Consider the following 25958-nt stretch of genomic DNA (forward strand, 5'->3'; position numbering starts at 1 on the left):
ATGTCATGTCGTTGCTCCGGTGGGCACGAGAACCAGCAGGGACAGGTCGAACGGAACCGAAGGCGAGGCCACCTTCAGGGCCGACTCGACGGTGAAGCCGGCGGAAGCGGCGAACGTCGCCCACTCCTCCCTGGTGCGCAACCGGCCGCCGAGGAAGACGAGCATTCGCAGGTCCAGCAAGGTGAACTGCTCGTTGGACGCGTCCTGCGCCAGGTCGTCCCGCTCGAGCACAACGACCCGTCCACCGGGTGTCAAGGCTTCGGCGCAGCGAGCCAGAATCCGCCGTGCGTCGTCGTCCGACCAGTTGAGCAGCACGAACGACAGCGTGATCACATCCGCCTTGACCGGCAGCGGCTGGAAGAAGTCACCGGCCACCGCGTCCAGCCGGTCGTCGAGCCCGGCCGTCTTGAACTGCGCGCGTCCCCGTTCTGCGGGGAGCGGAAGCTCCAGCAGCGTCCCTCGAACGTGTGGCGCGGCCTTAGCGATGGCGGTGAGGAACCCGCCGATGCCACCGCCGACGTCCATCACATGCCTGGCGCGGCTCCAGTCGTACGCTGCGGCCGGGGCCTCGTAGACCACGTCCTGGTCGCAGGCCATCAACGCGTCGAACGACTCGGCGAGCCGAGGGTTCGCGGTCAGGTCATCGTAGAAGGGCTTGCCGTACACCGACTCGTAGGACGGCCGGCCCGTCCGGACGGCCTCCAGCAACTGGAAGAACGCGAGATCCGCGCGGGAGACGGCGTTGTTCAGGTCGAACCAGGCACGCTGCTGGGCCGGATGATCGTCGGCCAGCAGCATGCCGGTCGCGGTTGGCGTCAACCGGTTCGGCTCGGTCTCGGCCAGTACGCCGACCGCCACGAGGTGCCGGATCACACGCAGCAGTGCGTTCGCGTTCGTGCCGGTCACCTTCGCCAGCTCCGCCGGGTTGGTCGTCCCCCCGATGATGTGGTCGACAAGTCTCAGCGTGGCGGCCACTCGCACCGCCATCGGGGTGTGCAGGCTGCCGAGCCGCAGCAGGACGTTCAGTTCGCGCATTTCCTGCTCGGCAGGATCCTCACTTTCCATCGACGAAGCTCCTTCAACGTAGTGACGGGAAATATCAGGGACGCCAGCCTTCGCCCTGCGGCCACGGCTCGGCGAGCTGCCGGTAGGTGCCGATGAAGTCGGGCCAGTCCCGGTGGTCGCGAATTTTGCCGTCAACGATCCGGATAAGGTGGATCTGCTCGCCGGAGAATCGCCGGCCGGTCGCGGGCATACTCAGCATGTCGCCCACCTGGCGGCCATAGAGAACCAACTTGGCACGCACCCAGTCGCCATTCTCCTCGTAGCCGATCTCCTCGAGGTAAACCTCCTCGGAGAACGTCGCCTTCAGCCATTTCACGGCCATGACGAAGGTCTGCGGCCCGATCTGGTCCTTGAAATGTTCCATGGCACCCGGATTGAGGTACTCCGGATGGATGAATTCCTCGACGTCGTCGGTGTTCCCCGTGTTGTAGGCATTCACCATACGCTTGACGAGGTCGATGTTCTTGCTCATGAGAACTCCCCTGTTGACTCGGCCGACTGCGGCGGACCCCGCAAGTATTGGCCGATCCCCGGCACGGGAACAAGTGGCCAACAGCCCGCTCCGATTATTTTCCTAGTCAGCTCAGAGCGCCAGATTCGCCGTATAGCGAAATGCGAGGTCACTGGTGAAAACTCGGTACCACCATTCGTGGGAAGAGGGGAAAGAACGTGGACCCGGCGGCTTACAAGGCAACTGTGACCGCGGCCTTCGACCGTGCCGCGGCTTCATATGACCAGCTCGGCGTCGAGTTCTTCACACCGATGGGCAGGCGGCTGGTCGAACATGCCGCCCCCGGAGAAGGACACCGCGTGCTCGACATCGGGTGCGGCCGGGGAGCCAGCCTTTTCCCATCCGCGGAACTCGTCGGTCCGACCGGTCATGTACTGGGAATCGACATCGCACCGGCGATGGTCGACGCGGCCCGCGCGGAGGCCGAGCGGCAGGGTGCCAAGAACGTCGAGATCCGTGTGCTGGACGGGGAGAACCCCGACCTGCCGGCCCGGTCGTTCGACCTCATCACCGGCAGCTACAGCGTGATCTTCATTCCGGACGCCCCATCGGCGATGGCCCGGTACGCGCGACTGCTCACCGAGCACGGGCGAATCGCCTTCACCAGCCCCGTGTTCACCGACGACACCTTCCCGTTCCTGCCACCGATGTTCACCGAACTGATCCCGAGGTCCCTGCTGCGCAACCTGCCGGCCGAATGGCAGCCGGAAGCGTTGCAGCACCGGTTCAACAGCTGGCTCGGTAGGGTGGATGACCTTGAGAAAACCATGCGGACGGCCGGTTTCCAGGATGTGGTGGTGGTCGACGAGCCGGTGCACGTGGTCGTCCAGTCCGGGGAGGCCTGGGTTGACTGGTCGCACACTCAGGGTATGCGCCTGCTGTGGCAGCACCTTACCGCGGCCGACTCACAACAGTTGCGCACCCGCCTGATCACCGCACTGGACGACCTGCGTGACGGCGACGGTCCGCTGTTCCTCGATGTCCCGGTCCGCTATGTCACCGCGACCGTCGCAGGGCGGTAACAGCTCGCGGGTCCGCAGTGAGGCTCTGCGCAACAGCACCGCCACCGTGCAGTGCGCCAAGGCGTACGCGAAACCCGCTGCGGTGTGCGCGGGCCACCCGGGGTGAACCTGGAGGCCCGCCCGGCACTCAGGTGATGGACAGTGCGCCGTCCACCGCGAGCACGGTGCCGTTGACGTACCTAGCCTCCGGCCGTGCGAGCTGCACGATCCACCACGCTACGTCCTCGGGTGTACCGACACGACGCGGATGCCCCGTGGCGCGAGCTCAACGGCCCAGGATCGTGTCAGGAAGTCGAGTGCCGCCTTGCTGGCACCGTAGATGGCGTTGTCGGCCCACGGCCGCAATCCCAGCGAACCCGCCGTGCCGACGTTCACCACCGTTGCGCTGCTCTCCGCCAGGGCGTCCAGCGCGCGTTGGGTGAGGAAGACCGGTGCCAGCAGGTTGGTGTCGATCTGCGCGCCGACCATCGCGGGTCCGACATCGGCCAGCCCACCGAACTCGCCCACCGCGGCGTTGTTGACCAGGACGTCCACCCGGCCGAACGCACCGAGCGCAGTGTCGACTACAGAATTCGGTGCGTTCGGTCTGGTGATGTCGACGGCCAGGGTCACGATGGTGTCGTGGCCGGCCGCGGTCTGGGCAAGGGTCTCCTCGGACCGGCCGACCACCAGCACCCCGGCCCCGTGCTCGCGAACGCGTGCGCGGCCGCCCGGCCGGTCCCGGTCCCGCCACCGGTGATGATCACCGCCTGTGCTGTGCTCATGGGAAGAGCTCCCATCGGGCCGGGCGTCATGGTCGGTCGTCGCGGGTGACCCGGCGCTCCCGGACCCTGAGCTCACCGTCCTGCCGCACCAGGATGTCCACACACACGCACATCATGTGCAGCCGTGGCTGGCCGTCGCGCGGAGTGGCGATCACCTGCGTGTAGCTCCGCGCGTAGATCGTGCCGTCGTCGCGACGTCTGAGGTAGGTCATGAGCATGCAGTGCCGGTGCACCTCGCCGGCTTCGGCCAGTGCCGCCGCGGCCCTGCGCACTCCGGCGACGATGACGTCCCGGCCACGAGCCGGCTCCGGCATCGACGGTGAGAAGAAGGATCCGTCCTCGGTGAACGTGTCCGCCCACCCCTCCGCGTTGCCCGCGTCGAGAAGCTGCATGTGGCGGGCATAGAAATTCTGGACCTCCGGGTACAACAGATCCAGGTCCGCTTCGGTCCCCACTGTCACGGCGTTCTCCTTGTCGATCGGCGGTTTCTCATCACTCATCCTTCAGTGGCGACTTTGATGCGTCCTCGAGCGAGGCTCCAGGAATCCTCGGAAAGCATCGGAAGCCCCGAACCCGGAGACCCGACGTACGGCCCCGCGCCGGCGGAGGTCTACGAGACCGCAACCGCAGCCGAGGCAGGGACTGGGCCGCGGACGCGCGCGGCACAGCAGCTGCCCGGTGTGCCCGTGCACGACGGCGACATGCGCAGGTCGATCTCGGCCGCACCTGTGTCAGCTCCGGTGCGCGGCCGTGAGCTGCTCGAGTATGGGCACGACCTCGTTGGGACTCGGCATGGCGATCATTTCCTGCCGCAGCCGGTTGGCGTTCGCCGAGTAGGACAGGTCCGTCAGCAGCAGCTCCAGGTTGGCGCGCAACGACGTCACGGTCGACTCCGGCATGCATATACCGGCACCACGGCTCGCCAGCCGCCGGGCCTTGTCGGCCGAGTCCCAGATCTTCGACGGCAGGATCAGCTGTGGCACACCGTGTACCAGTGCGGTGGCCATCGTGCCGGATCCGCCGTGGCTGATGATCGCTGAGCAGGTCGGCAGCAACGCGTTGAGCGGCACGAAGTCCACCACGCGTACGTTGTCCGGGACGGAGGGCAGCGCCTTGATCTGGCTGGCATCCAGGGTCGCGATCACCTCGATGTCCAGGTCCGCCACCGACTCCAGCACGTCCCCGATCGACACCTCGTCGCCCCCCTGCACCTCCCGATGCGAAAGACCGAGTGTCAGGCACACCCGCTTGCGCTTCGGCGGTTCACGCAACCACTCGGGCATCTTCGCCGGCCCGTTGTAGGGGATGTACCGCATCGGCACGTACGGCAGGTCCAGGGGAAAACGCATCCAGGCGGGCGTCGGGTCGACGGTCCACTGCCCGAGCATCATCTCCTCGGTGAACCCCCCAGGGCAGTCGTACCGTTCCAGCAGCCTGCTCAGCCAGTCCTCAAGCGGGTCGTCGCGCAACTCGGGTGGCAGCTGGGACAGCTGGTCCACGAGGACACCACGCATTCTGGCCACGTGGTCCATGCCGAACAGCAAACGGGCATGTGCCGCACCGCAGGCACGCGCGGCCACCGGGCCCGCAAACGTCATGGTGTCCCACACCACCAGGTCCGGCCGCCACGAACGAGCAAACGCCACCAGGTCATCGGTCATCGACTCGGGACACTGGTTTTGGAACACGAAGGACGTCATTGCGGTGAACATGCCCAGCATGTACTCCGGCGTCAGACGATCCGTACGGGTCTCGGTGATATCCATGCCGCCGTCATCCGAGTCCGGTGCTTCCTCGTCTCCCGCGAGGTTCTCCTCGGTTTCCCTGATGCCCTCCTCGAGGTTGAGCGCCTCGCCGACCGCGACCGCGGGCAGACCGGTCTTGGTGACCTCGTCGACCAGGTCGGGCTGGGTGGCGATCCGGACCTCGTGTCCGCCGGTGTGCAGTGCCCACGCCAACGGCACCTGAGAGTACATGTGCACCTTCGCGGCAAAAGTGGTGAACAGGATCTTCATCGGACCCTCCGGTACTCGGCGGCCAGTTTCTCCAGCACCGGGACGAGATCGTTCGGACCAGGCGTGCCGACCATCTCCCGTCGCAGCCTGGCAGCGTTGTGCCGGACGGACGGTTCGGTCAGCAGCCGAACCAGCCGAGTGCGCAGTTCGTCGCCGGAGAGCCGCTCGATGTCCCGGACGTAGTCCCCCGCCCCGTAGTCCGCGAGGCGACGGGCTGTGTTGATCGAGTCCCAGACCATGTGCGGCACGATCAACTGGGGGACACCGTGCAGCATGGCCGTGGTCAGCGTGCCGGAGCCACCATGGTGGATGACCGCGTCACAGGTGGGCAGCAACACGTTGAGCGGCACGAATTCCACCACCCGCACGTTGCCAGGCAGCGACGGCAGTGACTCGGTCTGGCGGGCGTTCAGGGTGGCCACCACCTCGACGTCCAGGTCCGCGAGCGACGCCAGGATGTCGCCGATCGAAGCCCGGTCGCCGCCTCGCTCGTCTCGGTGTGACAACCCAAGCGTGAGACAGACCCGTTTCGGCTTTGGCCGGTCGTGGAGCCAGTCGGGCACCAGGGCAGGACCGTTGTAGGGCGTGTACCGCACGGGCACGGTGGGCACGTCGAGAGGAAACCGCATCGACTGGGGGAACTGGTCGATACTGAAGTCGCCGACCACCATGTCCTCGCCGAACCCGGTGTCGCAGCCGTACCGCTCTAGGGAGAAGCCCAGCCACTCGGCCATCGGGTCGTCACGTAACTCAACCGGCAGTCCGGCGAGGTGCCGGTTGAACGCGGCACGGGTGTTGCCGACGAGGTCGAGGCCGTACAGCAGGCGGGCATGCGCCGCGCCGCAGGCGCGCGCGGCCACCGCACCGGCAAAGGTCATGGTGTCCCACACCACCAGGTCCGGCTGCCACGAACGAGCAAACGCCACCAGGTCGTCCATCATGGGCTCTGAGCTTGCGTTCTGGAAGACCATCGAGGTCATCGCCGTGAAGATCGTCAGGGTGCGATCCCAGGTGAGCTTCGCCGGATCCTCCTCGCTCATGTCCAGGCCGACGTCCGACTCCTCCACGGTTCTGTTCGCGTCGTCACCGACGTTTTCGTTGACCACCTCGAACTGCGCTTCCAGGTTCAGCGGATCCCCGACGGGCACAGCGGTCAACCCGGTGCGCGAGATCAGGTCGGCCAGGTCCGGTTGGCTGGCGAGATAGACCTCGTGCCCCGCGGTGTGCAGTGCCCACGCCATCGGCACCTGCGCGAACATGTGGGTCTTCGCGGCGAACGTGGTGAACAGGACACGCATCAGCTTCTCCCCCGGTGCTCGGCGGTCAGCCTCTCCAGTACGGGGACCGCGTCGTTTGGGCTCGGCATGCCGAGCATCTCGCGGCGGACTCGCGTGGCTCCGGCCGTGAACGATGGCTCGTCGAGCAGCCGGGCCAGTTGGCTACGCAGCTCCCCGCCGGACAACCGGTCAACGTCACGGATGTAGAGCCCGGCTCCGCTCGCCTCCAGCGCCTGTGCCTTGTCCATGCTGTCCCACATCAGGTTCGGCACGATCAGCTGTGGGACACCGTGCGCGAGCGCGGTCGCGAACGTCCCGGACCCGCTGTGGTGCACCACGGCGGAGCACGTGGGAAGCAACGAGTTCAGCGGCACGAAATCCACTACCCGGACGTTGTCGGGCACGACCGGCAGTGACTTCAGCTGACCTTCGTCGAGCGTGGCGACGATCTCGACGTCGAGATCGGCCACCGCGTCGAGCATGTCACCGATCGACGCCTGGTCGCCGAGCGCCACCTCCCGGAATGACGCGCCGAGCGTGAGGCAGACCCGTTTGCGTCCCGGTGGTTCACGCAGCCAGTCCGGGACCACAGCCGGGCCGTTGTAGGGCACGTAACGGACTGGGACGTACTGCGCGTCAACGGCGAGGCGCATGGAGGGCGGCAGCTGGTCGATCGTCCACTGGCCGAGCACCATGTCCTCGGTGAATCCCGTCGCGCACCCCAGCCGATCGAGTGTCCACCCCAGCCACTCGGCGAGCGGGTCGTCACGCAGCTCCGCCGGCAGCCGGCCGGCCAGGTCGAGAAAGGTGGCCCGCATCCGGCCGACGAGATCGGGTCCGAACAGCATGCGGGCGTGCGCAGCACCGCACGCTCTGGCCACAGCCGGCCCGGCGAACGTCAGTGGGTCCCACAGGACCAAATCCGGCCGCCAGTCCATGGCGAACGCGGCCAGGTCGTCGACCATGTCGGCCGGGCAGTGGTTCTGGAAGGTCACCGGCGTCATCGCGCTGAATACGTGGAGCACGTACTCCCAGGTCAGCTTCTCCGGCCTCGCCTCGCTCATGTCCAGGCCGACCTGCGCTCCGGTCAACCGTCCGCTCGCGACGTCGCCGAGAATCCCGTCCAGCGTCTGCATCCCGGTCTCGAGGTCGAACACCTCACCGACGGGCACCGCGGTCAGGCCGGTACTGGTGATGTCGGCAACGAGATCCGGCTGGCTGGCGACCACGACGTCGTGCCCTGCTGTGCGCAACGCCCACGCCATCGGCACCTGGGTGTAGAGATGAGCCTTCGCGGCAAAAGTGGTCAACAGGACTCGCATCAGACCCTCCCGCGATGCTCGGCGGTCAACTGCTCGATGAGCGGTACGACCGCGTTCGGCGGCGGCTGGGCGAGCACCTCATCGCGCAACCGGGCGGCCGCCATGGCGAATGACGGCTCGGTCAGTACTCGAACGAGTCTTTCCCGCAACGCGGCACTGGTGAGCTCTTCGATCGGCATCCACAGGCCCGCGCCAAACTCCTCGATTCCCTCGCCCATCACTGCGGTGTCCATTCCGAACGCGAGGATCACCTGCGGCACGCCGTGCAGCTCCGCGTTGGCCTTGGTGCCGATGCCGCCGTGGTGGACCACAGCGGCGCACGTCGGCATGAGATCGTTGAGCGGGACGAACTCCATCAGCCTCACGTTCGCCGGGACGTCGGTGACCGACGCGCGTTGGGCTTCGGTCAGCGTCGCGACGATCTCGATGTCGAGGTCCGCCAAGGTACGCAAAAGATCGGTGAGCACGGTGCCGCTGAGAAACTCGGCGACCCACTCCGACAGGCCGAAAGTCAGGCACACTCTCGGCCGGCTGACCGGTACCCGCAGCCAGTCGGGCACCACGGCAGGCCCGTTGTGCGGCACGTGCCGCACACTGACTGCTTCCCCATCAGGGTCCAGTCGGGTACTCGCGGCTGTCGAGTCGATCGTCCACTGGCCGGTCACCATGTCCTCGGTGAAGCCGCCGTCTACGCTCAGCCTCTCGAGTGTCCACTCCAGCCACTCGGCAGTTGGGTCTTCCTGGTGCTCCGGCGGCTGTTTCTCCTTCAGTCGCAGGAACTCCTTGCGGACCCGCATCCCGACGTCGGGTCCCGCGACGAACCGGGCGTGGGCGGCGCCGACCGCTCGGGCGACGATCGCCCCCGCGATCGTGTACGTCTCCCACACCACGAGATCGGGCCGCCAGTCGCGGGCGAAGGTGACCAGTCGGTCGATCATCCGATCGTTGTTCATCACCGAGTCGTGCGACGGCACGAGGATGTTCTGCAGACCGAGCAGGTGCTCCCAGGTCCACTTGGCATGGTCGTGTCCGGCGAAGTCGAAGTCACGCAGGTAGACGAACCCGTCCTCGTGGAACTGTTTGAGCAACTGGAGATCCGTAGGGTCGTCGATGGACCACTCCGGCGCGTCCACCGGGACCGAGGTCAGGCCGGTCTGGGTGATGTCGCGGGTCAACGCCGGCTCGCTGGCCACCCTGACCTCGTGCCCAGCGCCACGCAGTGCCCACGCCAGTGGGACGAGCGGGTAGAAGTGCGTGCGGTGAGCAAGTGTGGTGAACAGAACCTTCATCGCGCCTCATCTCGGACGTCGGTGCTCGCCGGGAGTCGTAGCAGTGCTCTGGTGACCGGCGCCCTGCGCTTGCGCAGCGCGGGCCTCGTGCGACGGAGCGAGGAGAACCTCTCGGTCAGCACGGACAGCGCGGTCTCGGTGACCACACGAGCGAACGGGAACACCGCGGCGTAAGGCGGGCCAAGCAGCAGCGGCATCCCTGCCCCGTCCCGGTTGACAGCGCCGACGAGAACAACGACCTGATCACCGGCCCTCACCCTGGTGCCGCCGAAGTCGAGATCGGATCGTGCGATCAGGGGGTGCAGGTGCACCGGCGGCTGGAGACTCAGGGTTTCATCGACCACCCGCGGCGCCCGGGACGGCTCCTCGAGCAACACGTCGAGCGCGTTCCCGAGCAGGGTGGTGGCCAGTTGGGCGCCCACGACGGTGAGCAGAACCGCCCCTGGGTCGCCGAGCCGGTCGCGCAGGTCGTCGAGAGCGGAGAGCATCCGGCGTGTGACCGCGAGAGGCTGCGGGCACAGGGCGGCGTCGAAGGCGACACCGGTACTCGCGATCCGCTCGGCGAGCCAGGGCAGCGGCACGTCGAAGGTCTCTGCCAGCGCCTCGGCGCAGATCCGGGCGACGAACCCGCTGACAAGGTCGACCTCACCGGTCAGGCTCTCGACGACCCTGGTAACCGGCTCGACCAGGGCAGCGGTCGGGTGAGGTGCGGCGTGGACGATGTCCTCGTCGAGCGGCACGACGTTGTACGGCGCGTACGGACTGCTCGCAGTCATCGGACCGAATCCTGGGTGGGCCATGACCTCGGTCGCCAGCCCTCGGCTGGCGGTGACCCAGACGCCGGCCCTGCTCGACACCATGGGGCCGGCGCGACCGAGCCGTTCGTACAACGGATACGGGTCGTCGTCGAATCCGCGAAGGACCCGGGCGTAGGGATCATCGTTGATCGCGGAAAGCCACTGCGTGCCCTGAATGAGCTGGAGTCGCCTACCGAGCTCTGCTGGCGCACGTTGACTCCAGTAGCGTTGCGTAATCACGGCATCGATGCTATCGATCTCGCCCCGTATTTCCTTCGAAGACCGCTAGGAGGAAATCCCGGCCACCTGTTTTCGACGGAGTTCGCGTCATATACGGCACGTCAGTAGGGTCTAGCATTTCCCCACACGGACGTACGCACGATATCGCCGAGCGGCCGATCGATACGTAAATGCTCTTGGACGTTGTCCTCGGCGTTCAGAATCGCCTGATGCAACCGCTGGACCGGTGGCCCCGGCTCCAGCCCCAGCTCACGGACCAGACTGGTCCGCAACCCGTGGAACACCTCGAGCGCCTGCGCGCGACGACCGCTGAGGTACAACGCACGCATATACTGTCCCTGCATACCTTCGTGCAGCGGGTTTTCCACGGTGAGCGCGGCCAGCTCGGTGAGCACCTCGCGGTACATCCCCAGCCGCAGCTTCGCGTCGACGAGATAGTCCAGCACCACGAGCCTGGATTCCTCGTACTGCCTGCGCTTCGACTCCAACACCGGCCCGACCTGCACGTCCACAAGTGCTGGTCCACGCCACAGCCGGAGCGCGTCGGTCATCCGGCGGACCCCGATCCCGTCATGGCCGTCCGAGAGCGCCTCCCGGCCACTGCCGACCAGCGCGTGGTACCGGCGCACGTCAAGCGCGTCGACACCGGTGTGTAGGACGTAACCACCCGACTTGGTCACCAGCACTTCCCTCGACACCTCGGCTGGTGTCAGGCCAGTGACCTCACTCAGCAGCTTGCGCACGTTCAGCACGTAGGTCTGCAATGTCGGCAATCCGCTGATCGGCAGATCTTCGTTCCACAACTCCCGCATCATGGCCGACACAGGAACGACCTGACCGGAACACACCATCAAAATAGCGAGAATGCTCCGTAGTTTTGGCGCACTTGGCGCTCCGTTGATCCCCTTCGTAGTCGTGATTGACAGCGGCCCCAATACACCAAGTTCCACCAGTCCAAGCCCCCAATCTCCGTCGGCTCATCACGACGGCCCGGGTCACGGTTCACCGCGAGGTCTGCCGGCAGGTGTATAGATTCGGCTCGCTCGTGCTCACGGCCCGCAACGCCTCGGCGTGCGGTTTGAAGTCCGGGTGGGAGACCGCCCGGCGGAACGAAGCGGCGTCGCGCCAGTGTGCGACGTTGACGTAGCTGTTTCGGTCCTCGACATGACCGAGCAGGGTGAACTGCACAAAGCCGGGCTGCTTCGCCACGAATGCGCTCGTCTCGGCGAAGACCTTTTCGAAGACCTCAGGCGGGCAGCGCAGGGTGAACCTGTTGACAAACACGACCGGGCCGTCATTGGCGGTTTCGGCTTCGTCAGCCGTCATGTCGATCATCTCCTTGCCACGGCGTTCTGACCGCTCCTGGTTCAACTGCCCCTGAGCGTGGCGGCAACGTCTCGCAGGTGGCTCAACAAGCGCTTGACGCGCCAGGGGGTCGAGCAAGCTTCTAGCAGTCACTGACACCGTCGACTCTGGTCACATGGACGGAGGGGTTTGCATGACGGAAGAGGACCGGCGGGTCGCTGTGGTCACCGGCGCCACCAGCGGCATCGGCCTTGCCATCGCCGACTTGCTGGCCAGGCGGGGCATGCGGGTATTCATCTGCGCACGTGACGCCGGGCAGGTCGCGTTGACCGCGAAGCGGATGCGCGACGAGTCGCTGGACGTCGACGGCAGACAATGTGATGTCACCGATCCGGAGCAGATCAACACCTTGGTGGCGTCCGCTGTGAGCCGCTTCGGTCCGGTGGACGTCCTGGTGAACAACGCCGGCCGCAGCGGCGGCGGAGTGACCGCTCAGATCACCGACGAGCTGTGGCTGGACGTCGTCAACACGAATCTCACCAGCGTCTTCCGGGTAACCCGGGAGGTGCTCACCACTGGCGGAATGCTCGAACGCGGGACCGGTCGGGTGATCAATGTGGCATCGACGGCCGGCAAGCAGGGCGTGATGTACGGAGCGCCGTACTCCGCCACCAAGCACGGCGTCGTCGGCTTCACCAAAGCGCTCGGCCTGGAACTGGCCACAACGGGGATCACGGTCAACGCCGTCTGCCCCGGGTATGTGGAGACGCCGATGGCGCAGCGGATCCGGCAGGGTTACGCGGCCTTCTGGGAGACGAGCGAGGACGCCGTCCGCGAGAAGTTCGAGGCGAAGATCCCACTCGGCCGTTACAGCACCCCACAGGAGGTGGCCGGCCTGGTGGGCTACCTCGTGTCGGACACCGCGGCCTCGATCACGGCGCAGGCGATCAACGTCTGCGGCGGGCTCGGCAACTACTGAGGGAGGATCATGTCCCATCGAACAGAGCACGGGATCACCGTGGCGGCCCCGGCTCGGGTGGTCTACGACCTGATCGCTGACGTTGGACAGTGGCCGCGAATCTTTCCGCCGACCGTGCACGTCGACCACGTGCAACAGAACGGTACGGAGGAACGAATCCGCATCTGGGCCACGGCCAACGGCGCGCCGAAAGCCTGGACGTCGCGCCGGCAACTCGATCCGACAGGGCTGCGGGTGACCTTCCGCCAAGAGGTCTCCCAGGCACCGGTGGCGGCGATGGGCGGTGCGTGGATCCTCGATCCCGTGTCCGCCACGAGGACCGAGGTACGGCTACTGCATGACTTCGACGCGGTAGGCGACGATCCGGAGAGCGTCTCGTTGATTCTGCGGGCGATCGACCACAACAGCGCCGCGGAGCTGGCGGCGTTAAGATCGGCGGCCGAGCAACGCGAGGACGACCGGGACCTGCTGCTCACGTTCGATGACTCGGTGGTCGTCGACGGCGCGGCCAAGGACGTGTACGAGTTCCTGTACGCCGCGCAACACTGGCCGTCCCGGCTGCCGCACGTGGCCAAAGTCTCGCTTCAGGAGGACACCCCGAACCTCCAAGTGCTCGGCATGGACACCCGCAACCCGCAGGGTCAAGTGCATATCACATCCTCGGTGCGTGTGTGCTTTCCCTCTGATCGCATCGTCTACAAGCAACTCAGGATGCCGCCGTTGTTGGCCGTACACAACGGACAGTGGACGATCCGCGACGACGGCGGAAAGACCGTGGTCACGTCGACGCACACGGTCGTGATCGAGCCGAAGGCGATCCCGGCGGCCTTCGGCGGGCCGGCGACGGTCGCGCAGGCCCGGACGGCGATCCGGCAGGCGTTGGGCGGCAACAGCCTCGCGACCTTGCGGCACGCCAAGGCGTACGCAGAAAGCCGCTGAACGAACGGAGCCGCCCCGGCGAGGTGATCGCGGGGCGGCCCATCCGGGTTGCGTTCAGGTGATCGAGAGCGCTCCGTCGACCGCCAGGACCGTACCGTTGACATAGGCGGCCTCGGGCTGCGTGAGGCGGTGGATCCACCAGGCGATGTCGTCCGGCGTACCGACCCGTCCGGCTGGAATCCGCGTGCTCATGTGCTCCAGGAAGCCGTCGTATGCCTCCTGGGGCATGCCGGCCCGTACCCCGACGCCGGTGGCTATGACGCCGGGCGCGACGCCGACGACCCGGATTCCCTGCGGAGCCAGCTCCACCGCCCACGACCGCGTCAGGAAGTCGAGGGCGGCCTTGGTAGCACCGTATACAGAATTCTGCAGAAAGGACCGCAGCCCCAACGCCGCCGCCGTGCCGACGTTCACGACCGTGCCACCGGACTCTCCCAGTGCCTGCAGTGCGCATTGGGTGAGGAGGATCGGCGCCAACAGGTTGGTGTCCAACTGGGCCGTCACTGAGTCGGCATCGAGATCGGCGAGCGCGGCGAACGCACCCACCGCGGCGTTGTTGACGAGAACGTCAACCGCGCCGAACTCGAGCAGAGCCCGATCGACGATGATTCTCGGAGCATCCGGGGCCGTGACGTCAGCGGTCAGGGTCCTGATGTTGTGGTGGCCGCTGGCGGCCTCGGCAAGCGTGTCCGCGGAGCGGCCAACGATGAGAACGCCAGCGCCGCTGGCGGCGAACCTCCGCGCGGTCGCCCTGCCGATGCCGGTCCCGCCGCCGGTGATGATAACCGCTTGTGATGTGGTCATGCGTTCAAGCTAGGCGGGTCCGCTCAAGAAAACGTCTACCGACGGTCGTCGTGGGTGGCCCGGCGCTCCCGGACCGTCAGGTCACCGTCCCACGGCGGATCCACGAACGCCCGCAGCGGGGCTCCCGCTCTCGCGTGCCGGCTTCGACGCATCGTCCAGCCGTGCTCGAGGAACGGCGACGAACATCGAATCCCCAAGCAGTAGGAGGTCTCATGTACGGTGCGGAGCTCGCCGACGTCTACGAGGCGGTGTATCGCAGTCGTGGCAAGGACTGGCGTCAGGAGGCGGCGTATCTCACCGGGCTGATCCGCGACCGGCTCCCCGGGGCCGGCTCACTGCTGGACGTTGCCTGCGGTACGGGCGCACACCTGGCCGGTTTCGACGATTTGTTCGACCACACCGAGGGGCTTGAGCTCTCTGCCGCGATGCGCGCGGTCGCCGGCCGGCGGCTGCCCGGCGTGACCGTGCACGCCGGCGACATGCGCGAGTTCGACCTGGGTCGCACATTCGACGCGGTGACCTGCATGTTCACCGCCATCTCGTACGTCGGCGGCCTGGCCGACATGCGCGCGGCGGTCCGGTGTATGGCCAGTCACCTGGTGCCGGGCGGTGTTCTGGTGATCGAGCCGTGGTGGTTCCCAGAGAAGTTCATCGACGGCTACGTCTCCGGCGAGGTGATCCGTGACGGCGACCGCACGATCGCCCGAGTGTCCCGTTCCACCGCGGCGAACAACGTCACCCGGCTAGAGGTGCGGTACCTGATCGCCTCGCCAGCCGAGATCACCCAGTTCACCGAGGTCGATTACCTCTCGCTGTTCACCCTGCAGGAGTATCTCGGCGCCTTCACCGACGCGGGCTGCACTGCCGAGTTCCTGCCCCCCAACCCGGCCGGCCCGGAGCCAATCGTCCCGGCCGGCCGTGGCCTGTTCATCGGTACCCGTAGCGCCTGAGGCGTTCAGCGGCACCCCGCGCACCAGTGCCGTGGCCAGAGTGCCCGATCGACTGTGGCTGAGGAGCGCGGCGCAGGTTGGCAGCAGCGCGTTCACCAGCACCGGGACATCGTCCGGGACCGACGGCAGCGCCGACCACGGTCAGCCCGACCCGGCCGGAATCGCCGTACAACCTGGCGGCGGGGACCCGACTTAGCGGAATGCTCGGCACCCGATCAATACTGACGGGCGTTGCCCCAGGCGGAGGTGCCAACAATGTCGCCGAGCGACCGGCTGACGGACAGCTGGTCCTCGACGACGACTTCGGCATTCAGCACCGCACGATGCAGACGCTGCACTGACGGCCCAGGCTCGAGACCGAGTTCGTTGACCAGATCCCCGCGCAACCGGTGGAAGACCTGCAGCGCCTGAGCGCGCCGGCCGCTGTGGTAAAGCGCGAGCATGTACTGCGCGTGTATGCCCTCGTGGAGCGGATTTTCCACAGTGAGCGCGGCCAACTCAGTGAGCACTTCGCGGTACATCCCCAACCGCAGTTCGGCGTCGACCAGGTACTCCAGGACGACCAGCCGAGACTCCTCGAACTGTCGGCGCTTGGACTCGAGCACCGGTCCTATCGGCACGTCCACCAGCGCGGGGCCCCGCCAGAGCCGCAGGCCGTCGGTCATCTTCCGGACGCCGGTCTCGTCGTCCCCGGCGGAGAGTGCCTCTCGGGCCGCCGTCACGAGGGAGTGGTACTGATGCACGTCGAGGATTCCGGAGTCGACTTGCAGAACGTAACCACCGGCCTTGGTTACCAGCACGTTCTTCGATATCTCAGCGGCCGATATACCGGTTACCCTCGCCAACAGTTTCCGCAAGTTCAAGATATACGTCTGCAATGTCGTCAATCCACTTGCCGGCGGATCTTCGTCCCACAACTCGCGAATGAGTGATGACACCGGCACCGCCTGACCAGCATGAACCAGCAGCACTGCCAGAATGCTACGGAGCTTCGGCGCGCTCGGTGCATGGTTTATGCCATTCACCGTCAAGGACAACGGACCCAGGATGCCGAACTCGACAATATTCTTAAGCACGCGAACACCCCCGCAGTCAGACGAAACTCGCCCGGCACATCGACCCTACACGACCGTTCGACCCGAGAACAAGATTTACAATGACGTGTGTGAGTAGATAATAGGCACCTCCAACTCTGACCAACCATGGCTCACCGACGCCAGTCGGCCGCCATTACGCCCTGACCAGCTAAGTCGCGGTCAATGTGCACACTGCGGCGCAGCAGCCGCAGTGTCGAATTGGGAATCCCACATAGTCCGTCCGCATCGCCAGCAACGACGGCGACAATGGGCGCAGCCAGGCCGATTGTAGTGACCAGCGTGCATGTCGCCTCAATGTCGCGGTACGCAAGGCGTCGCATTTCGACCGCCGCAGCGATCGGATCCTCGCGCAGCTGATGTGGGCGCAGCTAGTGGTGGATAGACACCTCCGATGAGCGAACCTGCTCGGCCTGGATTCCGGCCTCCAGCAATGCCTTTGCACCGGCTTTGACCGCCATGTCCAACAGGGTCTCGTCCGCACCTGCGAACCGCCGGCTACGGATGCCCGACCGGTTCTCGATCCACTTCTCGGTCGAGCCGATCTGGTGAAAGTTCTACGTTAGACACTATCGGCTCCGACCGGTGAGCGTCCACTGTCAGCATTCGGCATCGCCCGCGAGTGATCGTCCCGAGCGCCTTGGTCACCCGATCAGGTTCGTTTGATCGGCTCGAAGACTGGTCAAGAACTGCCCTAGAGCTACGCCACAGCACGCCTCGACCGCCGCTCTAGGGCGCGGTACCAGGATGCCGCCATGCGCCGATTCACCATCGCGGACCTACGGGAGATCATCGATGAGTGCCTCGGCTCGGACAACGCGACGGCGGTGAACGACATGAATCACGCACGAACAGTTCGGCGACCTGGGCTATGACTCGCTCGTGGCCTACGAGCTCGTCACCCGCCTACAGGACGGTCTGCGGATCAGCGTCCCGGACGAGGCAACCGACCGAAAAAAAACTCCACAGGCGGTTGTGAACTACATCAATGTGCAGCTGGCCGGCGTCTGACGCCGACGGCTTCGAAACGCGGGAGGCGCAGCGAAGTTATGACCACCTACGTCTGGGACTACCTCGAGGAATACGAGAAGGAACGCGACGACATCCTTGACGCGGTCGACTCGGTCTTTCGCTCCGGCCAGCTCGTCCTGGGCCGGAGCGTACGCGGCTTCGAAGAGGAGTTCGCCGCCTACCACGGCGTCGCACACTGCATCAGTGTGGACAACGGGACCAACGCCATCAAGCTCGGTCTGCAGGCCCTCGGTGTCGGGCGCGGAGACGAGGTGATAACGGTGTCCAACACTGCGGCACCCACGGTGGTGGCCATCGACGCCGTAGGCGCCAAGCCGGTGTTCGTGGACGTCGATCCTGAGACCTACCTGATGGACACCGACCAGGTGGCCGCCGCAGTCACCAAGTTCACCGCCTGCCTACTGCCGGTCCATCTCTACGGCCAGTGTGTGGACATGAATCCGCTCGCGCGACTCGCCGCCCGACACGGCCTGGCCATCCTCGAGGACTGCGCCCAGTCGCACGGCGCCCGCCGCGCCGGCCGGCTCGCCGGGACCATGGGTGACGCGGCCGCCTTCTCGTTCTACCCCACGAAGGTGCTGGGGGCGTACGGTGACGGCGGCGCCGTGATCACCTCAAGCGACGAGACCGAGCGCAGCCTGAAGCGCCTGCGCTATTACGGCATGGAGGAGCGCTACTACGTCGTGCAGACACCCGGTCACAATGCCCGGCTGGACGAGGTCCACGCGGAAATCCTGCGCCGCAAGCTACGCCGGCTGGACGCCTACATCGAGGGCCGGCGGGCGATCGCCGCACGGTATGTCGACGGGCTCGCCGGCACCGGGATCGTGCTGCCGAAGGTGGCACCCGGCAATGACCACGTCTACTACGTGTACGTGGTGCGGCATCCAAAACGCGATGCCATCCTCGACGCGCTACGCGCGTACGACATTCAGCTGAACATCAGCTATCCCTGGCCGGTGCACACCATGTCGGGCTTTGCGCATCTTGGTTACGCCACGGGTTCATTGCCTGTGACCGAGGCCGCGGCCAAGGAGATCTTCTCGCTGCCGATGTATCCGTCGATGTCCCTCGACACCCAGAACCGGGTGATCGAGGTTCTCCGCAAAGTCGTCGCGGAGTTCTGACCCGTCGGTCCACGTACCCGGCGCCGATGCGGCGCCGGGTATGTGACGTTGTCAGCCCACAGACAGGCTGTGCAGGCAGGCGACCAGGCTGCGAGCCTGGACGTTGAGGTAGTGGCTGTGCCGCAGCAGATCCACCAACTGGTGCAAGGTCAGCCAACGGAAGTCCGGCGCGTCCGCGTCGAGGTCCGTCTCGATGATGAGGTAGCGGTTACGGGCGTGGTAAAAACGCCCGCCCTCCTCCGACAACTCGGTGTCGAACCGGATCTGGCCGGGATCGGCCCGCAACACGTAGTCAAGGAACCGAGGACGCGCCACCTCGGGCAGCGGGTCGAAGTTGTCGGGAATGCACTGCACCGTGGGCGCTAGCTCGATGGCGTCTACGAAGCCGGGTTCGGCCCGGGCGTGCACGAGAACGTGCAACACTCCGCCGATCACCCGCACCAGGAAGGCGACCACACCCACCCCGTGCGGCACGATCGCCGGTTGCGTCCAGCGCGCCACCTCGCGGCCACTGGCGCGCACGTCGAGCCCGATGACGTCGAAGTACAGGCCGCGCTCGTGCGAGATCTTCTCCTTCGTGCGGTGCCAGGACTCTACGGCGTTCAGCGGTATTCGACGGGTGTAGACATCCCGGCGGGTCCGGCTGTCGGTGATCCAGCTCAGGATGTCGTTAGAGCTGTACATGCTGCCCTCGTCCTGGCTACACGAACGGATCAGCGCCGATCGGAACCCGTCGACGCCCGGCGGAAACAGCTCGATCAGGCTGGGAGCCGCGAACGGTAGGCAGGACAGGACCGTGCGAGCGTCCATGGTGACCACGTTGTCGATCCGGAACAGCCGGTGAATCTCGCCAAGCGTCATCCACCGGAAGCCGTCGAGCAGCTCGACGTCCCCGGTCACCTCCACCACCATGTTGCGGTTGCGTTTGTGTTGGAACCATGAGCCCTGCTCCGACTGCCGTACGTCGGCGAGGACGTGGTGGCCCGCCGCGCCCTGGAAGTACTCCAGGTACGGCACTGGCTTGCCGAGATGCACCCGGGTGTAGTTACTGCGGGTGGCCTGGACGGTCGGCGAAAGCTGCAGACCGTTGCAGTTTCCCGGTTCCGCCTTGGCCTGCATCAGGCAGTGCAGCACGCCGTCGATCTGCTTGACCAGGATGCCGAGGATACCGATCTCCGGCTGGTTGATGATCGGCTGACTCCAACGGGTGACCGGCCCTTCGGGCATGTGGATGTCGAGGCCCTCGACGGTGAAGAACTTCCCGCTGTCGTGCCGCAGGTCTCCGGTCGCGGGATCGGTGTGCCAGCCGGTCAACGCGTCCAGCGGGATGCGTTCGGCGCGGGTGAACGAGCGCTCCCCCAGCTCAGCCAGCCAGCGGTGGAAGTCGACCATCGCGCCCGGGCCGCCGGTCGGTGCCAGCACCGACTCGGCGATCCGCGCCGGCATGAGATCGTCGCGCTTCAGCAGCAAGCGGTGCTCCGTCACGTGCTCTCCGATTCCCACATGGCCCCCATAGACTCCGCCAGGCTGATCCGTGGACGCCAGCCCAGAACCTGCTGGGCGAGGCGAATGTCGGCCCGCGTCCAGTCGCCGCCCTTGCTGAGCACCTGCCGGTCCAGCACTCGCAGCCGATCCTGCGGAAAGCCCGCCGCCGCGATGAAGAGCGCCACAAGCTCACGCAGGTCAACCGCCTCGTTGCGACCGATGTTGATCACCTGGCCGGTCACCGGCGCCGTCGCGGCCAGAACCACAGCCTCCGCCGCATCCCGGACGTCGAGGTAGTCGCGTCTGGCGTCCGCGATCGACAGCTCCAGCGTGGCTCCGTCGGTCGCTTCCCGCAGCCGCCGATGTAGATAGCCGAGGAAACTCGGCGGCGCCGGGTGCGGACCGCACAAATTCACCGCGCGCAGTACGACACCGTCGATCCGGCCATCCCGGGCCGCGTGCAGGACCGCCTCCGAGCCAGCCAGTTTCGTACGGGCGTACGGCGTCTGTGGAGCCGGCTCGATCTTCTCGTCGATCAGCGTCCCCTCGGGCACCGGGCCGTACTCGTGGATGGTCCCGACGTGCACGAGCCGTGGCCGCCGCGGCACGAGTGCCACGGCCTCGACCAGGCGGCCGGTCAAAACGACGTGCGCGTACTCCATTTCCTGCTCGGTGGTCCCCCAGCCGCCGGTGGCGTTGACCACCACGTCTGCCGACTCGGCAACGAGGATCTCGGCAATGTGCTCCGGCGTCTCGGCACCGAGATCCACCGATCGGAACCGGTACGCAGACAGGTGATCGGCCGGCCGCCGGGCTACCGCCAGGACGCTCTGGCCCGAGCGGGAGAAAGCGGCGCATACCTGCCGGCCGACGCTGCCGCTGGCTCCCATCACCGCGACACGGTTCACACCGGCCACAACGCCTTCTCGACCCGCAGGCAGGTTTCGTAGTCAGGCAGCAGGCCCTGCTGTCTGGCCTCGTCCAGCGTCATCGCGGCAGAGTCGCGGTCGGACTGCACCGGGACCAGTTCCGGCGGTAGGGGCAACCCCAGGGCCGGGTCGAGCGCCGAGACGGACAACTCGTACTCGGCGACGTATGGACTGGTCAGCAGGTACGACATGACGGTCTCGTCCTCGAGCGCGACGAACGCGTGCCCGACGCCGACCGGCAGGTACAGTGACCGGAAGTCGATCTGGTCAAGCACCACCGCGTCCCACTTGCCGTACGTGGGTGACCCGACCCGGATGTCGACCACGATGTCCAGCGAGCGGCCACGCGGACAGTACACGTACTTGGCGGTTCCCGGCGGCGTCACGGTGTAGTGGACGCCCCGGACCACGCCTCGGCGCGAGCGGCTGTGGTTGGACTGCGCCACCGGGATGCCGGCACGCCCGGTCGCTTCCCCGAAAGCCGCCTGCTGGAACGGTGACACGAACAAACCGCGATCATCGGGGAATATCTTCGGCGTGAATTCGAATGCCCCATGCACGGACAAGTGACGTGTCTGCATGCCGGTTTGTCTCCTTGTCAGTAGTCGAGCGCCTGAGAGCTCAGGAAGTCGACCGCGTCCGCGTAGGTGTACGGGTGCATGAACGAGCCCGCCCGGACGTCCCGGTAGAGCCGGGACATCGGATGCCCCGCGTCGTACGACGCCCCGCCGATCAACGTGAGACAGTCGCCCACGACCTCCGGGGCGACACGGTTCACGAACAGCTTTGCCCGCTGAAAGGACGTCATCAGTCGGCGGCCACGGTCACCCGCGTCCCCGGTCGCCGGTGCGTCGGCCACTGACAGGGCAACGCTGACGGTGGCCCGCATCGCCTGTAGCCGCGCATCCACCTCGGCCACGAGGGTGCGCGCGCCCGCCTGCCCGGCGCCGCGCCGGCGAACCGTCTCGACAGCGAGTTCGCGTGCCGCGCGGGCGATCCCGATGTAAATGCCGAGCATCGTGATCGAGCTGACCGTCTGGCCGGCGAGCGCCGCGTCGTCGTGCTGGCCTACGGGTCCACGAAAGAAGATGTCCTCCTCCTTGACCACGCATCCGTCCATCACCACGTCCACGCTGCCGGACGCCCGCATACCGAGGCCGTTCCAGCTGTCCAGCACGGTCAGGCCGGCGGCGTCGCGGGCGACGACCGCGGCGGCTTGCGCCGGCACGCCCCCGCCGACGGCCGCCTGCGCGGAGATGACGAACACCGTCGCGATGGGGGCCATGCTGGCCAGCATCTTGCGCCCCTGGAGCAACCACGTGCCGTCCGGCTGGGGAGTCAGCGTGCTGACGCTGCGATGCGCGACGGCGTCCTTCACCGTCGTGCATACGACGGCCTCGCCGGAACCCATCGGGCGCAGCAGCCGTTCGGCGAGCGATCGCGCCGCCGGCGAGCCGTGCCGCCACTCGTAGCTGAGGGTCAGGCCGCGGCTGAGCTGCATATGCAGCGCGAGGGCCGAGGAGGCGTCGGCCTCCGCCACCTCGCGCAACGCGAGCGCGACGTCGTGCAGGGAATCGACGCCAAGGCCGCCGAGCTCCACCGGCACGGTCGCGCCGAGAACGCCGTCCTTGCGCAGGTTCTCGAACACCTCGGCCGGGAACGTGCCGCTGCGATCGTTCGCCGCCGCGCCTGCCTGGAGATGCGGTACGTGCGCGGACAGCAGGTCGAGCAGGTCGGCACCCTGCTGGGTCACCGGCTGGACGAGGTCTCCCGTCACGCGGTGACGTGCGGTCTCTGTCGACATGGCTTGCGCCGCCTCCAATCGGGCTGGTTCCGCACCGATGGTGTCCCGGGTCGTTCGAGTTCGGCTCGAAAGCCGCTGCCACGCCGTCGCGCTGGAGCGAAGCTCCGCCGCTTTTCGAGCCGAGCGGCCGACCATCTGGACGTTGCCGGTAGCCGGAGGTGGCTATGCGATTCATCGATTTGTCCTCACCGGTGGACGCCTCGTCGTTCGAACCTGACCCGGTCGGGCACGAGGTGCTCACCCCACGCGAGGGTGCTGCGCACATGAGCGCGGAGATGCGCGAGCATTTCGGCGTCGAGTTCGACCCGGACGAGTTGCCGGACGGCGAGTTCCTGTCGCTGGACCGGATGACGTTGACCACCCATACCGGTACGCACGTGGATGCGCCGTCGCACTACGGTTCGCGAGCTTCCTATGGCACCGGGACCCCCCGGCACATCGACGAGATGCCGCTGGACTGGTTCTTCCGCCCAGCCGTGGTGCTGGACCTGACCGGCCACGGCACCGGCGCGGTGGGCGCCGACGAGCTCAACAAGGAATTCGCCCGGATCGGTCACCGGCCTGAGCCGCTGGACATCGTCCTGCTTCATACCGGCGCGCCGCGTCGGGCGGGTACGCGGGAGTACTTCACCGACTTCGTCGGCCTGGACGGCCCGGCCGTGCACCTGCTGCTGGATCTGGGCGTGCGGGTGATTGGCACGGACGCGTTCAGCCTGGACGCACCGTTCGGCGACATCCTCGCGCGGTACCGCCGGACGAACGACCGCTCGGTGCTCTGGCCCGCGCATTTCGCCGGCCGGGACCGGGAGTACTGCCAGATCGAACGGTTGGCCAACCTCGACGCGCTGCCGGGCCCGCACGGGTTCCGGGTGGCGTGCTTCCCAGTCAAGATCACCGGGGGCGGCGCAGGATGGGCGAGGGCGGTGGCGATGGTCGATGACTGACGCCCCGGCGGAGATCGTCACTGGACGGCGAGCAGCGTGAGATTCAGCCCGACCACGAGGAGAGCACATGTGTCGTATCTGCGGCGGAGCCGTTAGCGAGTTCTTCGACTTCGGACGCCAACCCCTGTCCGATACCTTTTTGCGCGCTGACGAGGTATCCAACGAGTTCTTCTTCCGGCTCGCCGTCGGCGTCTGCGAGGACTGTTCCATGGTCCAGCTTCTGGACGAGGTGCCGCGCGACCGCATGTTCCACGCGGACTACCCGTACCATTCGTCGGGCTCGGCGCGCATGCGTGAACATTTTGAGCAGACCGCGCGTGACTTCCTCGACACCGAACTGACCGGTACGGATCCGTTCATCGTCGAGATCGGCTGCAACGACGGTGTGATGCTGCGGACGTTTCGCGAGGCGGGCATCAGACACCTGGGCTTTGAGCCGTCCCTCGGGGTCGCCGAACTGGCCCGAGCCGACGGGATACGGGTGCTGACGGACTACTTCGAGGAGTCTTCGGCGGTCCGGATCCGCGAGTCGGACGGGCCTGCCGACGTCATCTTCGCGGCGAATACCATCTGCCACATCCCCTACCTGGACTCGATCTTCCGAGGTGTGGAGGCTTTGCTGGCGCCTGAGGGCGTGTTCGTGTTCGAAGACCCGTATCTGGGCGACATCATCGAACTCAACACGTTCGACCAGATCTACGACGAGCACTTCTTCCTCTTCTCGGTCAACTCGGTACGCACCGCCGCCCGCCGCTTCGGCTTCGAACTGGTGGACGTACGACGGCTGCCAGTACACGGTGGTGAGGTGCGGTACACCATCGCCCGGACCGGCGCGCGGCCGGTCAGCCCGGCGGTGGACGCGCTGGCCGACGAGGAACGCGACCGCGGTCTCACCGATCCGGCGACCTTCGAGCGTTTCGGCGCGGACGTGAAGCGGATCTGCGGCGAACTGGTGGAGTTGCTGCGCAAGCTGCGCGCGGAGGGCAAGCGGGTGGCCGGATATGGCGCCACCGCGAAGAGCGCCACGGTCACCAACTACTGCGGCATCGGTCCAGACCTGGTGGACGTCGTCTACGACACGACGCCGGCCAAGCACGGCCGGCTCATGCCTGGGTCGCACATTCCCGTTCGGCCGGCGTCCGAACTGGCCGAGACCCGGCCCGACTTCGCGGTGCTGTTCGCGTGGAACCACGCGGAGGAGATCCAGGTCAAGGAAGAGGCATTCCACAAAGCCGGCGGTCGCTGGATCACCTACGTTCCGGACGTACGAATCACCTGACGGCGTCCGCTCAGGCCGCATGCCACATGGCGCTCAACGATTCCTGGACCGTGAAACGGGGACGCCAGTCCATCAGTTGCCGGGCCGCACGGATGTCCACCTGGATCCATTCACCGCCGTGACTCGGAACCTCCCGCTGGGCAATTCGCAACCGCTCTGTCGGGAACCGGGCCTCGGCCACGAACGACGTGACCAGGTCCCGCATGTCGGCGGCTCGGCCGCTGCCGATGTTGATCGCACATCCGGACAGCGACGCCGAGGCGGCGGCCAGGGCTGCGCTCGCGACGTCCCGAACATCGACGAAGTCTCGTCGCGCGTCGGCGACGGACAGCTCTACGATCTCGTCGGTGTCCATAGCAGCCCGCAGCCGCCGGAGGAGAACGGCGAAGAAGGTCTCCTCCGGCGGGTGCGGGCCGTACATGTTGGTGGCGCGCAGCACGACGCCGCCGAGGGCCATCACGGCCGTCGAGCAGGCCAGCTTGATCTGCGCGTAGGCGGTGCGCGGCCGCGGTACGGCGGACTCGTCGAGGGACGTCCCGACAGGCAGCGGGCCATACTCGTGCACCGAACCGATGTGCACAAGGCGGGGCGCCCGCTCCATCAGCGCAACCGCTTCGACCAGACGCTGGACCACGCCCAGGTGCGAGTGCACCATTTCCGCCCGCGTCGGACCCCACCGGCCAGCCGCGTTGACCACGACATCGACGTGCCGCTCGGCGAACAGCACCCCGATGGTCGCGGCGTCGGTGGCGGCGACATCCAGCTCGACGAACTCGAGGCCGGCGGCGTGCGGAACACCAGCCTTCCGTGCGACGGCGAGAATGTCGTGCCCGGCAGCGGAGAATGTCGCGCAAATCTGCCGGCCCACACAACCTGTCGCGCCAATCACGGCAACGCGCGGCATATCGACTCCCAGGGGCATAGGTAATTCCGGAGTTCCTGCGCTCCGACCGTACTGAGTTGATGTGTTTCCGACAAGCAACGC

Annotated in this window: 25 protein-coding genes and 1 pseudogene; 8 read left to right on the forward strand and 18 right to left on the reverse strand. The window is 66.6% G+C overall.

Going from position 1 to position 25958, the window contains the following annotated elements; translation table 11 throughout:
* Positions 1 to 3: 3 nt before the first annotated feature.
* Both ABZ795_RS22820 and ABZ795_RS22825 read right to left on the reverse strand, forming a co-directional pair.
* Positions 4 to 1200, reverse strand: coding sequence for a methyltransferase (locus ABZ795_RS22820; protein ID WP_357531801.1), 1197 nt, complete (start codon positions 1198 to 1200; stop codon positions 4 to 6).
* On the reverse strand, positions 1100 to 1537 hold the full coding sequence (locus tag ABZ795_RS22825) for an ester cyclase (protein ID WP_327026590.1): 438 nt from the start codon (positions 1535 to 1537) through the stop codon (positions 1100 to 1102). Before ABZ795_RS22825 ends, ABZ795_RS22820 begins: the two co-directional genes overlap by 101 nt.
* Positions 1538 to 1761: 224 nt before the next feature.
* On the opposite strand from ABZ795_RS22825, the gene ABZ795_RS22830 reads away from it, so the two are divergent.
* Positions 1762 to 2598 (forward strand): methyltransferase domain-containing protein, encoded by an 837-nt coding sequence (locus ABZ795_RS22830; RefSeq protein ID WP_357531812.1) that lies wholly within the window; start codon positions 1762 to 1764, stop codon positions 2596 to 2598.
* Positions 2599 to 2725: 127 nt separating this feature from the next.
* Here the strand turns inward: ABZ795_RS22830 and ABZ795_RS22835 are convergent.
* From ABZ795_RS22835 to ABZ795_RS22875, 9 genes and pseudogenes are all read right to left on the reverse strand, one after another.
* A pseudogene (locus ABZ795_RS22835) lies at positions 2726 to 3465 on the reverse strand (SDR family oxidoreductase).
* The gene (locus tag ABZ795_RS22840; RefSeq protein WP_327026591.1) at positions 3389 to 3823 is read right to left on the reverse strand and encodes a nuclear transport factor 2 family protein; all 435 of its coding nucleotides are present in this window, start codon (positions 3821 to 3823) and stop codon (positions 3389 to 3391) included. Before ABZ795_RS22840 ends, ABZ795_RS22835 begins: the two are co-directional and overlap by 77 nt.
* Positions 3824 to 4093: 270 nt before the next feature.
* Positions 4094 to 5377 carry an activator-dependent family glycosyltransferase gene (locus ABZ795_RS22845; protein ID WP_357531802.1) on the reverse strand — a complete coding sequence of 428 codons (1284 nt, stop codon included), beginning with the start codon at positions 5375 to 5377 and terminating at the stop codon, positions 4094 to 4096.
* The gene (locus ABZ795_RS22850) at positions 5374 to 6675 is read right to left on the reverse strand and encodes an activator-dependent family glycosyltransferase (RefSeq protein WP_327026593.1); all 1302 of its coding nucleotides are present in this window, start codon (positions 6673 to 6675) and stop codon (positions 5374 to 5376) included. The genes ABZ795_RS22845 and ABZ795_RS22850 overlap by 4 nt, the downstream gene beginning before the upstream one ends.
* A complete protein-coding gene (locus tag ABZ795_RS22855; protein ID WP_327026594.1) occupies positions 6675 to 7976 on the reverse strand; it encodes an activator-dependent family glycosyltransferase in 1302 nt (433 codons plus the stop codon). The genes ABZ795_RS22850 and ABZ795_RS22855 overlap by 1 nt, the downstream gene beginning before the upstream one ends.
* Positions 7976 to 9265 (reverse strand): activator-dependent family glycosyltransferase, encoded by a 1290-nt coding sequence (locus ABZ795_RS22860; protein WP_327026595.1) that lies wholly within the window; start codon positions 9263 to 9265, stop codon positions 7976 to 7978. The genes ABZ795_RS22855 and ABZ795_RS22860 overlap by 1 nt, the downstream gene beginning before the upstream one ends.
* Entirely contained in the window at positions 9262 to 10041 is a 780-nt protein-coding gene (locus tag ABZ795_RS22865; RefSeq protein ID WP_357531803.1) for a hypothetical protein, read from the reverse strand. The genes ABZ795_RS22860 and ABZ795_RS22865 overlap by 4 nt, the downstream gene beginning before the upstream one ends.
* Positions 10042 to 10403: 362 nt before the next feature.
* Entirely contained in the window at positions 10404 to 11117 is a 714-nt protein-coding gene (locus ABZ795_RS22870) for an AfsR/SARP family transcriptional regulator (RefSeq protein ID WP_327026597.1), read from the reverse strand.
* A 187-nt stretch (positions 11118 to 11304) separates the two neighbouring features.
* A complete protein-coding gene (locus ABZ795_RS22875; protein ID WP_327026598.1) occupies positions 11305 to 11637 on the reverse strand; it encodes an antibiotic biosynthesis monooxygenase family protein in 333 nt (110 codons plus the stop codon).
* 163 nt (positions 11638 to 11800) lie between these two features.
* On the opposite strand from ABZ795_RS22875, the gene fabG reads away from it, so the two are divergent.
* Positions 11801 to 12586, forward strand: a complete 786-nt coding sequence (gene fabG / locus ABZ795_RS22880) for a 3-oxoacyl-ACP reductase FabG (protein WP_327026599.1) — start codon at positions 11801 to 11803, stop codon at positions 12584 to 12586.
* A gap of 9 nt (positions 12587 to 12595) precedes the next feature.
* Positions 12596 to 13525 carry an aromatase/cyclase gene (locus ABZ795_RS22885; protein WP_357531804.1) on the forward strand — a complete coding sequence of 310 codons (930 nt, stop codon included), beginning with the start codon at positions 12596 to 12598 and terminating at the stop codon, positions 13523 to 13525.
* A gap of 54 nt (positions 13526 to 13579) precedes the next feature.
* Here the strand turns inward: ABZ795_RS22885 and ABZ795_RS22890 are convergent, their stop codons facing one another.
* Positions 13580 to 14329, reverse strand: coding sequence for an SDR family oxidoreductase (locus ABZ795_RS22890; RefSeq protein ID WP_357531805.1), 750 nt, complete (start codon positions 14327 to 14329; stop codon positions 13580 to 13582).
* Between the two features lie 212 nt (positions 14330 to 14541).
* On the opposite strand from ABZ795_RS22890, the gene ABZ795_RS22895 reads away from it, so the two are divergent.
* Complete coding sequence (locus ABZ795_RS22895; RefSeq protein WP_327026602.1) at positions 14542 to 15279, forward strand: class I SAM-dependent methyltransferase; 738 nt, start codon at positions 14542 to 14544, stop codon at positions 15277 to 15279.
* 215 nt (positions 15280 to 15494) lie between these two features.
* Here the strand turns inward: ABZ795_RS22895 and ABZ795_RS22900 are convergent, their stop codons facing one another.
* Positions 15495 to 16355, reverse strand: coding sequence for an AfsR/SARP family transcriptional regulator (locus ABZ795_RS22900; protein ID WP_327026603.1), 861 nt, complete (start codon positions 16353 to 16355; stop codon positions 15495 to 15497).
* Positions 16356 to 17213: 858 nt separating this feature from the next.
* Here ABZ795_RS22900 and ABZ795_RS22905 point away from each other — a divergent pair.
* Together ABZ795_RS22905 and ABZ795_RS22910 are read left to right on the forward strand one after the other, a co-directional pair.
* Positions 17214 to 17384: an acyl carrier protein gene (locus ABZ795_RS22905; protein ID WP_327027156.1), complete on the forward strand. Its 171-nt coding sequence runs from the start codon at positions 17214 to 17216 to the stop codon at positions 17382 to 17384.
* A gap of 38 nt (positions 17385 to 17422) precedes the next feature.
* A complete protein-coding gene (locus ABZ795_RS22910) occupies positions 17423 to 18532 on the forward strand; it encodes a DegT/DnrJ/EryC1/StrS family aminotransferase (protein ID WP_357531806.1) in 1110 nt (369 codons plus the stop codon).
* Between the two features lie 51 nt (positions 18533 to 18583).
* Here ABZ795_RS22910 and ABZ795_RS22915 read toward each other — a convergent pair whose 3' ends face one another.
* The 4 genes from ABZ795_RS22915 to ABZ795_RS22930 are packed head-to-tail and all read right to left on the reverse strand — an operon-like array spanning position 18584 to position 22750.
* Positions 18584 to 20017 carry an NDP-hexose 2,3-dehydratase family protein gene (locus ABZ795_RS22915; protein ID WP_327026605.1) on the reverse strand — a complete coding sequence of 478 codons (1434 nt, stop codon included), beginning with the start codon at positions 20015 to 20017 and terminating at the stop codon, positions 18584 to 18586.
* Positions 20014 to 20934, reverse strand: coding sequence for an NAD(P)-dependent oxidoreductase (locus ABZ795_RS22920; RefSeq protein ID WP_357531807.1), 921 nt, complete (start codon positions 20932 to 20934; stop codon positions 20014 to 20016). The genes ABZ795_RS22915 and ABZ795_RS22920 overlap by 4 nt, the downstream gene beginning before the upstream one ends.
* A complete protein-coding gene (gene rfbC / locus ABZ795_RS22925) occupies positions 20922 to 21527 on the reverse strand; it encodes a dTDP-4-dehydrorhamnose 3,5-epimerase (protein ID WP_327026607.1) in 606 nt (201 codons plus the stop codon). The genes ABZ795_RS22920 and rfbC overlap by 13 nt, the downstream gene beginning before the upstream one ends.
* 17 nt (positions 21528 to 21544) lie before the next feature.
* On the reverse strand, positions 21545 to 22750 hold the full coding sequence (locus ABZ795_RS22930) for an acyl-CoA dehydrogenase family protein (RefSeq protein WP_327026608.1): 1206 nt from the start codon (positions 22748 to 22750) through the stop codon (positions 21545 to 21547).
* A gap of 164 nt (positions 22751 to 22914) precedes the next feature.
* Here ABZ795_RS22930 and ABZ795_RS22935 point away from each other — a divergent pair, with 164 nt between their 5' ends.
* Together ABZ795_RS22935 and ABZ795_RS22940 are read left to right on the forward strand one after the other, a co-directional pair.
* Positions 22915 to 23694 carry a cyclase family protein gene (locus ABZ795_RS22935; protein ID WP_327026609.1) on the forward strand — a complete coding sequence of 260 codons (780 nt, stop codon included), beginning with the start codon at positions 22915 to 22917 and terminating at the stop codon, positions 23692 to 23694.
* Positions 23695 to 23761: 67 nt separating this feature from the next.
* The gene (locus ABZ795_RS22940) at positions 23762 to 24973 is read left to right on the forward strand and encodes a class I SAM-dependent methyltransferase (protein ID WP_327026610.1); all 1212 of its coding nucleotides are present in this window, start codon (positions 23762 to 23764) and stop codon (positions 24971 to 24973) included.
* A 10-nt stretch (positions 24974 to 24983) separates the two neighbouring features.
* Here ABZ795_RS22940 and ABZ795_RS22945 read toward each other — a convergent pair whose 3' ends face one another.
* On the reverse strand, positions 24984 to 25877 hold the full coding sequence (locus ABZ795_RS22945) for an NAD-dependent epimerase/dehydratase family protein (protein WP_357531808.1): 894 nt from the start codon (positions 25875 to 25877) through the stop codon (positions 24984 to 24986).
* Positions 25878 to 25958 lie beyond the last annotated feature (81 nt).

Source organism: Micromonospora sp. NPDC047134 (assembly GCF_040643455.1).
In the GTDB taxonomy this organism is placed as follows: domain Bacteria; phylum Actinomycetota; class Actinomycetes; order Mycobacteriales; family Micromonosporaceae; genus Micromonospora.

What these genes read in the sequence shown, in the direction of transcription:
- ABZ795_RS22875 (WP_327026598.1), bottom strand. Translation starts at nt 11,637, where the DNA reads ATGATCGACATGACGGCTGACGAAGCCGAAACCGCCAATGACGGCCCG.
- ABZ795_RS22865 (WP_357531803.1), bottom strand. Translation starts at nt 10,041, where the DNA reads ATGACTGCGAGCAGTCCGTACGCGCCGTACAACGTCGTGCCGCTCGAC.
- ABZ795_RS22895 (WP_327026602.1), top strand. Translation starts at nt 14,542, where the DNA reads ATGTACGGTGCGGAGCTCGCCGACGTCTACGAGGCGGTGTATCGCAGT.
- ABZ795_RS22885 (WP_357531804.1), top strand. Translation starts at nt 12,596, where the DNA reads ATGTCCCATCGAACAGAGCACGGGATCACCGTGGCGGCCCCGGCTCGG.
- ABZ795_RS22935 (WP_327026609.1), top strand. Translation starts at nt 22,915, where the DNA reads ATGCGATTCATCGATTTGTCCTCACCGGTGGACGCCTCGTCGTTCGAA.
- fabG (WP_327026599.1), top strand. Translation starts at nt 11,801, where the DNA reads ATGACGGAAGAGGACCGGCGGGTCGCTGTGGTCACCGGCGCCACCAGC.
- ABZ795_RS22930 (WP_327026608.1), bottom strand. Translation starts at nt 22,750, where the DNA reads ATGTCGACAGAGACCGCACGTCACCGCGTGACGGGAGACCTCGTCCAG.
- ABZ795_RS22850 (WP_327026593.1), bottom strand. Translation starts at nt 6,675, where the DNA reads ATGCGTGTCCTGTTCACCACGTTCGCCGCGAAGACCCACATGTTCGCG.
- ABZ795_RS22910 (WP_357531806.1), top strand. Translation starts at nt 17,423, where the DNA reads ATGACCACCTACGTCTGGGACTACCTCGAGGAATACGAGAAGGAACGC.
- ABZ795_RS22945 (WP_357531808.1), bottom strand. Translation starts at nt 25,877, where the DNA reads ATGCCGCGCGTTGCCGTGATTGGCGCGACAGGTTGTGTGGGCCGGCAG.
- ABZ795_RS22890 (WP_357531805.1), bottom strand. Translation starts at nt 14,329, where the DNA reads ATGACCACATCACAAGCGGTTATCATCACCGGCGGCGGGACCGGCATC.
- ABZ795_RS22845 (WP_357531802.1), bottom strand. Translation starts at nt 5,377, where the DNA reads ATGAAGATCCTGTTCACCACTTTTGCCGCGAAGGTGCACATGTACTCT.
- ABZ795_RS22855 (WP_327026594.1), bottom strand. Translation starts at nt 7,976, where the DNA reads ATGCGAGTCCTGTTGACCACTTTTGCCGCGAAGGCTCATCTCTACACC.
- ABZ795_RS22870 (WP_327026597.1), bottom strand. Translation starts at nt 11,117, where the DNA reads ATGATGCGGGAGTTGTGGAACGAAGATCTGCCGATCAGCGGATTGCCG.
- rfbC (WP_327026607.1), bottom strand. Translation starts at nt 21,527, where the DNA reads ATGCAGACACGTCACTTGTCCGTGCATGGGGCATTCGAATTCACGCCG.
- ABZ795_RS22860 (WP_327026595.1), bottom strand. Translation starts at nt 9,265, where the DNA reads ATGAAGGTTCTGTTCACCACACTTGCTCACCGCACGCACTTCTACCCG.
- ABZ795_RS22940 (WP_327026610.1), top strand. Translation starts at nt 23,762, where the DNA reads ATGTGTCGTATCTGCGGCGGAGCCGTTAGCGAGTTCTTCGACTTCGGA.
- ABZ795_RS22825 (WP_327026590.1), bottom strand. Translation starts at nt 1,537, where the DNA reads ATGAGCAAGAACATCGACCTCGTCAAGCGTATGGTGAATGCCTACAAC.